Origin of the sequence: Arthrobacter humicola (assembly GCF_039531445.1) — a bacterium.
Lineage (GTDB): Bacteria > Actinomycetota > Actinomycetes > Actinomycetales > Micrococcaceae > Arthrobacter > Arthrobacter humicola.
This window is the reverse complement of record NZ_BAAAQB010000029.1, coordinates 79021-92824: the sequence shown is the minus strand read 5'-3', so window position 1 is coordinate 92824 and position 13804 is coordinate 79021. Positions and strand designations below refer to the sequence as shown.

Sequence of the window (13804 nt, the reverse complement as noted above, 5' to 3'; positions counted from 1 at the left end):
GCTACGGGTTCGATGTCGCGGTCGGAATATCAAACTCCTGATCCCGGGCGATAGCACTACCCACATTCCCCTTGCTTGGGCCCGCGGCTCGCCTGCCGGCGGAGGACTGTACCTCGAGATGCGGAGCTTCCGGTTCCTGTAAAAGTGTTGGTATCTGATTCGACGATTGATTGCGCCGTTCATCCCGCCTTTTTCTCCTAGATATCATGACCCGATCCAACAGCGCCGTCACCAAAACGGTGACTGCGAGCCCGCCCGCAACGGCGGCCAGGAGCACGCGCAACTGGTCCTTAATGAGGAGGACCGCGGTATGGTCCTGAACGATCGTCATGACTTCAACTCGGGAAAAGGTCGGAATCCGAAGCTGGTCCTGCATCACGGTGAGGTTCGCGGGAATAACCCGTACCACCTCACCCAGTAGTTCCATGGCGCTTGCCTCTGAGTTACCGGTGGCTGTTATAAGCATGATGGGCCCTGGGGAAGCGGGGTCCTTCTCCACCAAATAGCTCAGGTCTCCACGGCCTTGAATCAACGGTTCTGCGACCTCGGCGGACCTGAGCCTGACAGTCAGGACAGACACTACCTGATCTAGGCCACCCATGAAGAGGTAAGGGTTTCCCTTCTCTCCGACCAATGAAGAGGGTGGCAGGAGGACAGCTGTCGAGGTGGCTTGGTATGAGGGGGGAACGGCGGTCCACACAAACAGCCCTCCAGCTGCTGTGATGAGGATACCCACCAGGACGAAGTACCACCGTCTCAGGAGTCCCCAACCAAGATTGTGCAAGAACATTGCCCAGCTCCCCTCTTCCATTCACGTGATCCGACGAGGTCACGGTGCAAAACATTTGTGCTTTCAGCGGGAAATCTGGTTCCGCTGCATCGGGCGGGATGCCCACTCGGCCTTTAGCCGGTCGATGCCCTCTTTTCCCAGCACCGACATGGCTGCTCGTTTGAGCGCGCCACGCCCCAGATCCCTGGCATAGCGACCCGGCCGGTCCACCAGCAGGTCGCGGACGAGAGCCGCGCGCCCCGGGTCTACTGCACCGTTCAGCAGGGCGCCAAATAACGGTTCGAAGGTGTCAACCGTTGTGCGTCTTCCTCGGATCCGGTTGCTGACATTGGTTCCGTGGATCACTTGAAGCCAGGCAGGATCCCCCCCGATTTCAATGACATTCATGGTCCGGCCAAGCAGGTTGTGCCAGTTGGCCCAACACGTCTGTGCAGAATCCCAATCCTCTTGAACAGAACAAAATGCATTTGCCCTGTCGGTTCTGAGATACAGCCCCGTTCCGGAACGGATGAGTCCGTGTACCAGATAGATGACAGTACGTTGCTCGCCGGCGGGGGCTCGTTGAAGCCGGGCAACGAAATCTGAGGCCAGACCATCGTCGTTGTCCAAGTTCGTGGTGAGCAGGCGCGGCGCTTTCGAGCCGGTAACCGCGCGAAGATCCGTCACGAGTTCCGCCTGATTGACGCTGGCTCGGTAAATCGGTGTGAACATGGACCCAAGGGCTAGCTCGTGGATCCTGGCTTTCAGCCACTCTGGACTTTGCGGATCAAAGTAGATCACCCAGTGAAAGGAACGTACTGTTTGGTTTTCCACTGACGGCAGGCAATAGCGTTCGAAGAGCTCAACGCGCGTGCGCAGCCAGCCTTCTTTGGCGCGGACGGTGCTTTCGGCGCCTTCGGAGGGAAGATTGAAACGGGTCAATATGACGTGGTCCACGTCGGTTCGCATGTCACTCCTTCGCTAAGCTGACCGCGGTGCGGTTGCTGGCAGTTGTGTTCGCTGATGTGCTGATCTGACGGTCCGGTGAGGGTGCGCCCAGAAGTGCCAGCAAGGCGGACGACCGGGCGCTCCAAGCATGTGATCTGGCAAAACTTCGGCGCCGGTCTTCGATCGCCGGATCTGATGGCGTGCCCGTAGCCAGGTGCACCAGGTTCAGAAACTCGGTGTGGTCCTTCGCCACCGCCACGTCTTCGGATTCCAGCCAGCGCACGGCGGGGAGATCCGTGGCCACTACCGCCAAACCTGCTGCCAGATAGTCCAGGGTCTTTAGGGGAAAGCTGGCTCGGTTGAATTCACTGTCGACGTAGGGTGTCAGGCCTACGCTGACAGTGGCCAGGTAACCCGGGAGGGACGCTGCCGGCAGTTTGCCGAGCCAGCGGACTGTGTCAGAGGCAAGAAAGCGGTCCAGCCGCGCACCGACCGCCGGGTCCTTGTCGGTACGGGGTCCGATGACGAGCAGCGATATACCCGATTCAGCCAGCTTTTCGAGCAGCGCAATGTCCAGGCGTTCGTTCAGCGTTCCAACAAGTGCAGCCGTTCGGCTTCGATTGCCTTTGGCAGCTTTCGCGGGGAGAACACAACCATTGGGCAGGAGTCCGGCTTCGACTCGCAGTCCCGACTCCTGGTTGAGGGTGTTGACCAGATGCGGTGACACTGCCAAAGTGATGTCGGCACGTTGCAGATTGCGGGCCAGGTTCTTCTTGACCAACCTCGGGGAAAGCCCCATCAAATCCGCGCCCGAGATCCAATCGTCCGTGACATACAAAATCTTTGTGCCGGAGACTCCGTCCGGAATGGTCATGACAGGCGAAGTGCACATGACGGCGACGGGTCTGCCACCTGTTACTTTCAGGCAACTCTTGATGACGATGGAAAGCGCAGCCGCCGTGAGGGGGGCCACGGGTTCCCTTGTGGCGCCGGGAACAAAAAGCCACCGCACTCGCGTGATACCGGATGCAACGTCCTGAAGTTCAATCCCTCCGAACAGTGGCCGTGCACCACGATCGAACGAGCGATGGACGGCGAGCGGCGGGTCCACCCACAAGACAGGGATGTTTTCCCCCAGCGCCGCGGCCAGGCGTTGGTCAGTGCCCTCGACGTCGTCCCACCGATTCCCTGGGATGTAGACGAAGATCCTGTCGGCTTTGCTGTCTCGAATTTTCACAGCATCCTCGCTGGACTCGTTTTGGATCCCTTTGCGCGTGGAGCGGTTCGCGCCCTGACTGGCCTTGCGTTGAAATCGTCGGCAGCAAGCCGCCCAAAGAGCCGTTTGGCGTGGGCGGCCACCTGGTATTTGATCAGCAGCCGTACGGCCAGAGCGTCCGTCACCGGGCTGGATCGCCGGGGAGCCCTCAGAGCCTCACGGTAAAAGTGCTCCTGCAACCGGGCGGCCCGGTCGAGAGAAAATCTGTCCTGAACGGTCCGAAGGCCTAATTCGCCGAGCGCCGTCCGCTGCTTGTCGTCGGGCAGGAGCCGGCGAAGAATTTCCACCAGACGGGCTTCCCCTGCATATTTGCCGGGACCGACTCCGAACCAGCCTTGCTCCAGGAAGTCGGGGAGTGTTTCAGGGGTGACCAGATTCCAATAGCCCATTTCTCCTTGAACGATCAGCGGCTTGGCGAAGGCCATGGCGCGCAGGGCAGAGCCGCCCATGCCCAAAGCCACATCTGCCAACAGGTACGCGGGCCGCGGATCTTCGAGCTGACCGGTCAGGACAATTGTTCCCGGGCCGTTCAGTTGGTTGATTTCTTGAGCCTTGGCCCGCACAGCGTCCCTCTCTGGACCGTCACCGACCAGGAGCAGTTGGATTTTCAGTTCCCCGGCCAAGGCGCCAACTGCCTTGATGGCGGTAAGGATGCCTTCAAGCTTCAGCTGTTGGGCAAGCCTGGTGACCAGTACCACGGTGTAGGCGTCAGGGTTAAGGTTCCAACGCTGCCGGAAGTCGTCCAACGGCAGTTCCAGGAAAGGGTTGTTGAGCTTGACGTCGACAGGTGGTTCCAGAAGCTCGACGCTGGCACGACCGAAGGCGACTTCCGCATCCAGGATTTCCCGCGTCCCCACCAGCAGGGGCATCGTCTTGGGAATAAACGGCGCAACGGCCATGGACATCACAGTGCACACCACGGCTGTTCCAGGGCTGCGGTCGACGGCGAGCCGGGACTCAAGGGCGGGTGGCCATTCATAGCCGTGCACTATGTCGATCTTCCGGTCGCGGATGACGTCGGCCAGTGCACGTACGATTGTGCGGGATGGCTGGTGGTGCGGCTTCGGGGCGGCAATGAATTCCAGTCCCAACTCCTTGATTCTAAGGTTCAGGGATCCGGGCTGGCCGAACATGATCACGTCATGGCCCAGAGCGCGCACCGCAGCTGCCAGTTCTATTGCGTTGAGCTGACTTCCGCCCATATTCAGGTCATGGGGGTAAACAAGAATCCTCACGCCGGAACCTCCTTAGGCGCGGTGCGGCCAATGGTTCGCAGTAGTCTGAACTGATCTGCTTGCCTACGAACCAAAATCGCGGCAACCACGAGCGCGGCAACGCCTCCGGCGACGAGAGCCAGGAGCGTGTCCGGGATCATTGATGCCGCTGTCCACGCCAACAACCCCGTAATAACCGAAGCCACAAGGGGGAGCAGCATCTTCCTGGCAATCGGGTGCAGCCGTATGCCGCTCTTCTGCAGTTGCCAAAGGTACAGGGGCAATACAACGCTGCAGGCAACGAAGGCCTGGGCCGCGGCGATCCCCGCCAAACCAAACCATGATGCCCCGGCGACAAGCGCGGGTACCAGCACCAGGAGGCTCGCGGCCTGGATCATCAGGACCGTCCCGGACTTTCCCAATACCACGAGGAAGTCATACGCAAGATCGCAGAACACCTTAGAGATCGCTGCTACGGCAAGCCAGGACAGTGCAGAAGCGGCAGGCAGCCAGGCCTGGCCGTAAATGAAGGCCACTATGGGGACCGCGCTTCCCACGAGGAAGAAGACGGGAGGAAGTGCTGCTGATCCCAGCAGGGCGATGATGGAGGTTAGCGCTGCGTTCATTGCGGCACGGTCATGCTGCAGGGCAGAAAACGAAGCAGGGGCGACCCGCCGAAGTGGCTGGGCGACGATGCTGACAGGCCAGCTGGAAAGGTTAAATGCCAACGCGTAAAAACCCAGAGCGGTGGAACCAAGGATGGTACCTACCGCCAATTGGTCCGCGTAGCTGACCGCAAAAAAGATCAGGCTGGTGCCGGCCAGCGGCATCCCGAAGCGAAGCAAGGGTCCAACCAGCGAACGATCCAGCCCAAACCGATACGGGAGGGGTGAGGCCGCAAGAAACACGGCTCCGGAGATGAGGCTGCCTGCAACGCGGCCCACGGCCAATGCCATCGCTCCCATTCCGGCTACAGCCAGAAGGACTGAGAGGATTGCTCCAATCCAAACGTTTACCTGGTCTATACCCAGGCGGGTCTTTTCCCGGAATCCCCGCTGGAGAAGCGCGGCCGGTGACGCAACAATCCCATTGATGAAGACACTGGCGATGAGCACCCGGATCACGTCAGTCGCTTCCGGGTCGCCCATCGCTGCGGTGAAAAGCGGCGCTGCGAAGAAAGCACCACAGCAGAAGACGGCGCTGCCAGCGACGGAGATGGTGTTGACCGTCGGGGCAATTTCCCGCGGATCCCCCGGCCATCGGACGATTGCCAGAGAAACTCCGAGCTCATTGAAACTGAGGATGGCCATCAGGGCCACGAGGGCGATTGCAAAGGTTCCGAACGACTCCGGCCCGAGCAGGCGGGCCAGTAGTATGCCGATCGCCAAAGTTCCCAGCCGGGAGAGCGCTGTATTGAGAAGACTCCACGCGAAGGCATTGGTGGCCCCGGGTGCTTCAATGCTGGGCTTCATGACCACTTCCTGGCCTCGATCAGGGCCCCAACCACGCGTTCCTGCTGGGCCTCCGTGATGTGTGGATACAGCGGCAGCGAAATGATTCGGCCGGCGGCGTGCTCCGCGACAGGGAACGAGCCTTCCCGCACCCCCGGAACGGCGTAGGCGCCACTGAGGTGCAAGGGCACCGGGTAGTGGACCCCGGCCTGGATTCCAACGGCCTGAAGGGCAGCGAGCACGGCATCGCGGTCAGGAACACGAACGACGTACAGGTGCCAGACATCCACATTGCCGGGAGCCTCGCGGGGGGTTTCCACCCCCGGCACTTCAGCGAGCATGCGGCTGTACCGTTCAGCTGCAGCCCGCCGCCGCTGGTTCCACATCTGGAGCTTCACGAGTTTGGCGCGAAGCACCACTGCCTGGACGGCGTCCAGACGCGAATTGAACCCCACGACATCGTGCACGTACTTGCTCAAGCTCCCGTGGGAGCTGAGCGTCCGCACCTGGGCCGCCAGCCCGGCGTCGTCGGTCATGACCGCACCGGCGTCGCCGGCCGCCCCCAAATTCTTGCCAGGGTAAAAACTGGTTCCGGCCGCCAGCCCCAGCGTTCCCGCTGAACGGCCGAACCGGGTGGCGCCCTGCGACTGCGCGGCGTCTTCGATGATCACGGCGCCGCAGGCCGAGGCAATAGGAATGAGCCGCTCAACGAAGGCCGTCTGACCGAAAAGGTGCACCGGTACAATGGCCCGCGTACGCGGCGTGACAGCGGCTGCTACGGCCTCAGGATTAATCAGCAAGTATTCAGGATCGACGTCGACTGGTACCGGGACGGCACCGATCCGACTCGCCGCCTCCGCTGTGGCGATAAAGGTGTTTGCCGGAAGGATGACCTCGTCGCCGGCCGCAACACCGGACGCCCGCAACGCCAGTTCCAGCGCATCAGTTCCATTGGCCACGCCTACGCAGTGCCGGGCACCCAGGAATTCGGCGTATGCAGCCTCGAACTGTGCCACGGCCGGTCCACCGATAAAGGCCGCTTTGCTGAAGACCTCCGCGAGTCCCTCCATGACCTCCGCGTTCACGTCGGCCTGCTGGGCCACCAGGTCCACTAAGGGTACGGAAGTGTCCGCCCGCACCGGTATCCCCGCGCTCATTGTCCGCCCCTGAATCCGAATGGTTCACGGTCCATCTCGCGCGCCGGGACACCCACCCAGGTCTCGCCGTCGGGCACGTTGCTGAGTACCGCGGCGCCCATCCCCACTGTGGCGTAGGCTCCAACCGACGTCCGTTCCCGGACGCTGGAATTTATTCCCAGGTAAGCCGCCCGGCCAATCCTCACGCCGCCGCCAAGGGAGGTGCCGGCGGCAAACGTTGCGTAGTCGTCCACGACGTCGTCGTGCGTGAAAGTGACTCCCGGCATGGCCACCACGTGGGCGCCCAGGGTGACCGAGGCTGTCAACGTCACGTTCTGCAGCAGGATGCTGCCCCGGCCGATCCGGCAGCCTTCAGGCATCCGGACCGTCGTGTCGATCACGGTGGCATAGCGGTTGGTGCCGATACCCATCGCATTCAAGCGTTCCACGACGGCCTTTCGGGGACGGCTGGAATCCACGCAGACCAGAAGGAAAGCGTGGGTGTAGCGGACCGCGTCATCGATGGTTCCAAGGACCGGGGCTCCGTCCACTTCGATTCCGGACAATTCCTCGTCGTCATCAAGGAAGCCGACGACGTCATAGCGTCCGCTGCTGCGAACCGTGGCCAGAACCTCACGTGCCAGGCCGCTGGCGGAGATCAACAACAGCTCGCTCACCGGGTCACCCTCCCGTTGCCCGGGACGCCGGCGCGCGGACGCTGAGCTTTCAGCGCAGCTCCGCGGGCGAGGTCGGCTGGCAGCTTCCGAACGTGGGTTCCGTCAGGTCCGGAAGCTGCCAGCTCTTGTTCGTGGGTCCGTTGTGCAGCAACGGACCCGGCAACCCAGCCGGTGACGGCAAGGTTGAACCTGTGAGGGGCGGCCGCGGCCGCGTTCCATATAAAGAGGCGCTCCGCGACTGGGGTCGGACTATTCCTGTCAGGTTGCCTGAACTGACGTGCCACTGGCCAAACTGTCATCCCCCACCTACTTTCTCGCCCAACCTGTGGGCGCGAAGCCGATTCGTTCCGGATCTTGCCGGCGGAGGCCGGTCACATCGACCCGTCTCAGCTGTTCACTCCGTGCGCTAGGAAAAAAACTAGCCCTGAACGACAGCAAAAAACGGAAAACGGCGGCTCCATGTGGTCAAAGCAGGGGAAGTATGCGGGATCTGCGGGATTGCGGATGTCGTCCGCCCGAACGTGGCGGGGCGGCGGCCCTGTCCGAGGGCGCGACTCGGCCCGCTCAGTGCAGAACCCGGAAGTCGTGGGTAGCAGTGGGGCCGCTAAACAGCCAGCGGGGACGCCTCGCGGGCCAACTCCGGTGGTGGCGTGGTTCCCCCGGCCGATACGAGGCATGTTAACTGGGAACGGGACTGGACCGCCAGCTTTCGATAAATCGCGGTGAGGCGCACCTCAACCGTCCTGACGGACACGAACAGCGATGCGGCGATTTCCTTGTTGCGCCGGCCCCGGGCCACGAGCTGAACAAGTTCGCGCTCCTGGTCCGAGAGCAGCAGCAGGGCCGGGCTCTGGATCTCCGGGACATTCCGCACGCCGTCGCCGAGCAACATCGCGTCCACATGTTGTGTCCAAGACGCGGCGCCCGATTCTTCGAAAAGCGCCTTAGATCTCAGTAGGGCGTTCTTGGCGTCCTTGGGCCTGCCGGAAGTCTCCAGCCGCTCGGCATAGCAAAGAAGTGTCCGCGCCCGCTCGAAGAGGGAATCGTCCTTTTGCCACGAATCCAGGGCCTGTGAGAAGAGCTCCAAGGAGCGTTCGCCCTCCGCAACCAGGGCGCGGGAGCGGGACACGGCCATCAGCAGCCACCGGGATTTCAGGCCGGCTGACCTGTATTCCATCCTGGTGAGGGCACGGGCGGCCTCGCGACGGTGACCTGATTTGACCAGCACTTCAACCAGGTCCGACTCGCAGCGCAAAAGAGCGGGGTTGCTGAAGTCCATGCCAATTTCTGCAGCCCTGGACAGCAGGGCTCCCGCCTCCTCAAGCTCGCCGCGCATCAGCGCAAAATGCCCCTGCCACGCGAACAATTGCGCTACCGTCCGTGGAGGTGCGTCGGCGCTGACAAACTTTTGCGCCTCTGCGAGGCAAGCCTGAGCCTCCACCGTGTCGCCGACTGAATGGGCCCGCCAGAGGAGGAAGTTGTTGCGCATCCCGCGGTGATACTGCTGGCTTGTTGGGGATCCGGCAATCTCGTCTATCAGTGCAACGGCGGAACGGAAGTTCCCGGCGCGGATTTCGTTGTCCGCCGCGAAGTACCGTGCAGTCTCACTCCAGTTCGCGTCGCTGGCCCCGCTCAAGTTCCGGACGAGGGAAAAGAGGTCGCGGGCTCCTTCGTAGTTCTCGGCGTACGTCAAGGCGCGGCCTTTGAGCAGCAGCGACGCGGGGGAACTGTTGGTGCCGCCGTCGGCAGCTCGCGAGATCCGATCAACGCTCCCCTTGACGGCGTCGGCCAGAAGCCTTGCGCGCTGGTTCACGGCCACGGCTTCGCCGGACGCGTCACCCAGGAACTGCTCCGCATGCTCCAACAGCTGCCCGGCGTCCTGGACCTGCCAGCGTTCGGCCATGTGCAGGGCGCCGATGGACAGGAGGCAGGCGGAGAGTCCCGGATCGTGATGCCCGAATTCCTTGATCAACCGAATCATCATGCTCGGCCGCATGGAATTGCCCTTCATCAGCTCCATCTGGAAATCGAGACCGGTGAGGCGCAGCGTCAGGGCCCGGTTCTTCGTGATCCGTTGTGCCCAGTCCAGGTAGCGTTTCGCGTGGACGAATTCTCCCCTGCTGAACAACACCTCCGCGACCGTGCCCAGTCTGGCAGCGGTCTCCGCTTCCCAGGGGTTGATGGCGAGGGCCCGCTCGATGTACTCGATCGCGGATTGCGTCTCCTCCGCCCGCGCAAGCTCAACGGCATGGCGGAGCAGGCTGAAGGACGTGTCCCGGCGCATGGCCGGGGTGTAGCTCATATGCCACGGCCACGCCTGGTGATCCGCGGTTTCGGCGGCCGCAGCCAACTCGTGGTGATGTGCGGTTCTTTCCGCCGGCTGCATAGCCGAGAAGATATGGGCACGTAGCATTTGGTTCTGAATTCTGACGTACGATCCGGTTCGGACGGCAATTCCGGCAGAGACAATTTCATCCACCCCGGCCGACAGGTCCCCGTGCATTTCTTCCAGAAGATCGGCGCTGCTCCGATAAGAAAGGGAAAGGAGATCAACCGCCCGCTTCGCACGCGGCGACAGCCCCGAAATCGATGCCGCCAGATCAGGCTCAAAGCTTCCATTCAAGTACAAGGGGATGGGGAGGGCGTATTTCCCCTGGATTTGGCGCTTAGTCAGCTCATTGTAGAGCTCAATCGCTGCCAAGGGATTGCCTTGAGTGGCCGTGGCAACAGCGTGGATTGCTGCCTGGCCGACCTGTCCAGGCGACATGGATTCGAGCATTCTCACAGTGTCGCCATGGCTCAGATTCTCCAAGCGAAGCGTTGCCATCCGGGCAAACGGACTGTGCGGCGTCTCGCCGCGCATGCTGACGATGAGCACGAGCCCTGTGCCGGCGAGGCGACGGGCCACGAAGCCGAGAACGATCTGACTGGCAGGATCCAGTTGCTCAGCGTCGTCAACAACGACGACCGTCCGGTCTGCGGACCATTGCCGGAGCGCAGAGAGGAGCATCGTTGAAATATCGGCGGCGTCGAGGTTTCCGCGCGGCGAGGTGGCCACGTAGTCGGTGAGGGGCGCCAGTGCGGGATCGTCGATTCCGTTGAGCAGGGCCGTAAGACCGGAAAAGGGCCACGTCGACTCTGACGGATTGGCGCGGAGGAGCACCGTCTTGTAGTCGTGCAAATTCGGGATCTCCGCCAGCAGCGAAGACTTGCCGCTTCCGCGGCCTCCCGTGACCGCCAGGGCGGATTCCCGGGGGCTCCGGATCAGCGCTATGACACGGACGATTTCCTTTTCCCTGCCAAACAAAACCATAGGTGCCCCGATTCCATCCCCAAGAGACCTTTCAGTCAGGGTTCCAGCCTCTTTCGGAAAAGAGAAAGCAGCCCGAACTGACAAATTCACCTTCGACACGCCAACGCTTTTTGCAAAACAATGGTCCGGGATAACGCTCCAGACTGGACCGTAAGCCCTGACCAAATGGCTGCGCTGATGACAATGTAGCTTGTGTTCTACCCGGGGACTAGGAAGTTCGGATAATCGAGTACAGGGTTTGCAAAACACGAGTAGTGGGGCTCGGAAGTACTCGGACCAGACAGAAGAACTATCCGCATTGCCTGACCCGGCGGACAACTCGAGGGCGCCCCCACCCTCCGGCCTACGCGGCGACGCCGACCACGAGGTTGATGGTAGTAGCCAGAATGATGGTCCCAAAGAGGTAGGACAGCAGGCTGTGCTTGAGCGCCTCGGCCCGGATGCCATGGTTCTGCAGGGCGGTGTCCGAGACCTGGTAGGTCATGCCGAGGCTCGTGGCCAGATAAGCGAAGTCGGTGTACTGCGGCGGCCGGCTCTGGTTGAAGTCGATGCCGCCCACCCGGGAGCCTGCCTTCGCGCCCGTGCCGTAGTACAACTCCGCGTAGCGGAGGGTGAAGAGCGTCTGGACCAGCGTCCAGGACAGTGCCACCGAAACCACGGCGAGCAGGCCGCCGGCAATCCGGGACAAGGTGTCAGTGTTGTTGTGGGAATCCACGATGACCGCCGCTGCCGCCGCCAGGCTGGCCATGTTTGCGGCCAGGATAAGCAGGTCCGTCGTGCTCCGAGACGGGTCTTCTGTTGTGGCGTGCAACCGTGTGTCTGCGGGATCGAGGCGCCCGATGACGAGCCAGATCCAGACGATGTAGGTCAGGGCAGCGCCGCACCAGCCAATGGTGGGAGCCTGAACCCAGTGCCCGGTCAGGCCGGCTGCCGTTGCGGCAAGCAACCCTGCCAGCAGCATGACGGCGAAACGCAGGCGGCTCCTCCTGATGCGGACATTACGTCGGGGCCGGGATCCGGTGTTCATTCCCCGATCATGGCATGCCGACGGCGACCACCTCGCCGCCGCAGTTATCCACATGGCCGCCCCCGCCCTTCCGGGGCCTGCCGCGGGACCCGTACGGTGGGGACACGGAATCGCCGAAACAAGCCACGATGCACTAAGATATTGAAGTCTGTGCTGCGCCCTGCCTCCGTTCCGGTGGCCGGGCATCGCACGGCACCGCAAATGAACCTCCTGTTACGGAAATGCCGTAACCGCTTAGCCCAAAGGAGGTGGGTTCACATATGCGTCCTTACGAATTGATGGTAATCATCGACCCCGAGGTCGAAGAGCGTGCCGTTGAGCCGTCGCTTCAGAAGTTCCTGAACGTCATCACCAACGATGGTGGAACCATCGAAAAGGTTGACATCTGGGGCCGTCGTCGCCTGGCTTACGAAATCCAGAAGAAGTCCGAAGGTATCTACGCCGTGGTGAACTTCACCGCTGAGCCGGCCACCGCCAAGGAACTTGACCGCCAGCTGAGTCTCAACGAGACCATCATGCGCACCAAGATCACCCGCCCTGAAGAGCAGAAAGTTGTTGCTGAGTAATTCAGCGGTCAACCTTCAATCTTCATCCCCGCAGGAACGCACAAGGAGGCAGTAGATGGCAGGCGAAACCACTATCACGGTCATCGGTAATCTCACCAGTGACCCCGAACTCAGGTTCACACCGTCCGGTTCGGCCGTAGCGAATTTCACCATCGCTTCTACTCCCCGTACCTTCGATCGGCAGTCCAATGAGTGGAAGGACGGGGAAACCCTGTTCCTCCGCGCGTCGGTCTGGCGTGAAGCAGCCGAGAACGTCGCCGAATCCCTGACCAAGGGCATGCGCGTGATCGTCTCCGGCCGGCTGAAGAGCCGTTCCTACGAAACCAAAGAAGGCGAGAAGCGCACCGTTATCGAGCTCGAGGTCGATGAAATCGGCCCGAGCCTGCGCTACGCCAATGCCAAGGTCAACCGCACCCAGCGCTCCGGCGCTCCGGGTGGACAGGGCGGCTTCGGCGGCGGCAACAGCGGCGGTTTCGGTGGCAACTCTGGTGGAAACCAGGGCGGCAACGCCGGTGGAAACTGGGGCGGCAACCAGCCCGCAGCGCAGGAAGACCCCTGGGCCACGCCCGGGGTCAGCAATGCAGGCGGCGGCTGGGGCAACGGCCCGGATTCCGAACCTCCCTTCTAAACAACATTTAAGGTCCGGCAACGAAAGCCGCCGGGACGCCGCAAGGCGGCCGGGTGCAGACTGCGCCGGATCACCACCATCCCGTGGATCAATATCCACGGGCTCCATCGAATAGGAGCTCCACGATGGCTAAGGCTGAACTCCGTAAGCCCAAACCAAAGTCCAACCCCTTGAAGGCCGCTGACATCACTGTCATCGACTACAAGGACGTAGCATTGCTGCGCAAGTTCATCTCCGACCGCGGAAAGATCCGCGCCCGTCGCGTCACTGGCGTCACGGTGCAGGAACAGCGCAAGATCGCCCAGGCAATCAAGAACGCCCGCGAAGTTGCTCTGCTGCCTTACTCCGGCGCTGGCCGCGGCTAAGGAAGGGATTAACTAACATGGCAAAGCTCATTCTGACCCACGAAGTAACCGGTCTCGGTGCTGCTGGCGATGTTGTCGAGGTCAAGGACGGTTACGCACGTAACTACCTGCTGCCCCGCAACTTCGCCCTGACCTGGTCCAAGGGTGGCGAGAAGCAGGTTGAGTCCATCAAGGCTGCCCGCGTTGCCCGCGAGCACGCTTCCCTGGAAGACGCTCAGAAGCAGGCCGCTGCACTCTCCGCCAAGCCGGTCAAGCTGGTCGTCAAGGCTGGCGCAACCGGACGCCTGTTCGGCACCGTCAAGCAGGGCGACGTGGCCGACGCTGTTGAGGCCGCTGGCCTGGGCCGCATCGACAAGCGCAAGGTTGAACTGCCGGCACACATCAAGTCGACCGGTTCCTACCAGGCAAACGTCCGTCTGCACGACGACGTTTCC

Annotated in this window: 13 protein-coding genes; 4 read left to right on the top strand and 9 right to left on the bottom strand. The window is 62.0% G+C overall.

Annotated elements, in window-relative coordinates; translation table 11 throughout:
• Position 1: 1 nt before the first annotated feature.
• The 9 genes from ABD243_RS09905 to ABD243_RS09865 form a co-directional block, all read right to left on the bottom strand.
• Positions 2-427: a hypothetical protein gene (locus tag ABD243_RS09905; protein ID WP_344364898.1), complete on the bottom strand. Its 426-nt coding sequence runs from the start codon at positions 425-427 to the stop codon at positions 2-4.
• Positions 428-853: 426 nt separating this feature from the next.
• Complete coding sequence (locus ABD243_RS09900; RefSeq protein WP_344364896.1) at positions 854-1738, bottom strand: glycosyltransferase; 885 nt, start codon at positions 1736-1738, stop codon at positions 854-856.
• A gap of 1 nt (position 1739) precedes the next feature.
• Positions 1740-2954 (bottom strand): glycosyltransferase, encoded by a 1215-nt coding sequence (locus tag ABD243_RS09895; RefSeq protein WP_344364894.1) that lies wholly within the window; start codon positions 2952-2954, stop codon positions 1740-1742.
• A complete protein-coding gene (locus ABD243_RS09890) occupies positions 2951-4195 on the bottom strand; it encodes a glycosyltransferase family 4 protein (RefSeq protein ID WP_344365306.1) in 1245 nt (414 codons plus the stop codon). The genes ABD243_RS09895 and ABD243_RS09890 overlap by 4 nt, the downstream gene beginning before the upstream one ends.
• Positions 4196-4224: 29 nt before the next feature.
• On the bottom strand, positions 4225-5679 hold the full coding sequence (locus ABD243_RS09885; RefSeq protein ID WP_344364891.1) for an oligosaccharide flippase family protein: 1455 nt from the start codon (positions 5677-5679) through the stop codon (positions 4225-4227).
• A complete protein-coding gene (locus ABD243_RS09880) occupies positions 5676-6815 on the bottom strand; it encodes a DegT/DnrJ/EryC1/StrS family aminotransferase (protein WP_344364888.1) in 1140 nt (379 codons plus the stop codon). Before ABD243_RS09880 ends, ABD243_RS09885 begins: the two co-directional genes overlap by 4 nt.
• Complete coding sequence (locus ABD243_RS09875; protein WP_344364886.1) at positions 6812-7471, bottom strand: acetyltransferase; 660 nt, start codon at positions 7469-7471, stop codon at positions 6812-6814. Before ABD243_RS09875 ends, ABD243_RS09880 begins: the two co-directional genes overlap by 4 nt.
• Positions 7472-8075: 604 nt before the next feature.
• Entirely contained in the window at positions 8076-10949 is a 2874-nt protein-coding gene (locus tag ABD243_RS09870; protein WP_344364883.1) for a helix-turn-helix transcriptional regulator, read from the bottom strand.
• Positions 10950-11127: 178 nt separating this feature from the next.
• Positions 11128-11811, bottom strand: a complete 684-nt coding sequence (locus tag ABD243_RS09865; RefSeq protein ID WP_344364881.1) for a DUF1345 domain-containing protein — start codon at positions 11809-11811, stop codon at positions 11128-11130.
• A gap of 260 nt (positions 11812-12071) precedes the next feature.
• Between ABD243_RS09865 and rpsF the strand changes: the two genes are divergently transcribed.
• The 4 genes from rpsF to rplI all read left to right on the top strand — a co-directional run.
• Positions 12072-12377 carry a 30S ribosomal protein S6 gene (rpsF, locus tag ABD243_RS09860; protein WP_026266755.1) on the top strand — a complete coding sequence of 102 codons (306 nt, stop codon included), beginning with the start codon at positions 12072-12074 and terminating at the stop codon, positions 12375-12377.
• Between the two features lie 55 nt (positions 12378-12432).
• Positions 12433-13005 carry a single-stranded DNA-binding protein gene (locus ABD243_RS09855; protein WP_116766774.1) on the top strand — a complete coding sequence of 191 codons (573 nt, stop codon included), beginning with the start codon at positions 12433-12435 and terminating at the stop codon, positions 13003-13005.
• Between the two features lie 125 nt (positions 13006-13130).
• Positions 13131-13370, top strand: coding sequence for a 30S ribosomal protein S18 (gene rpsR, locus ABD243_RS09850; RefSeq protein ID WP_003800144.1), 240 nt, complete (start codon positions 13131-13133; stop codon positions 13368-13370).
• Positions 13371-13387: 17 nt separating this feature from the next.
• Positions 13388-13804: 50S ribosomal protein L9 (rplI, locus tag ABD243_RS09845; RefSeq protein ID WP_344364877.1), on the top strand; the 417-nt coding region annotated here is incomplete at its 3' end.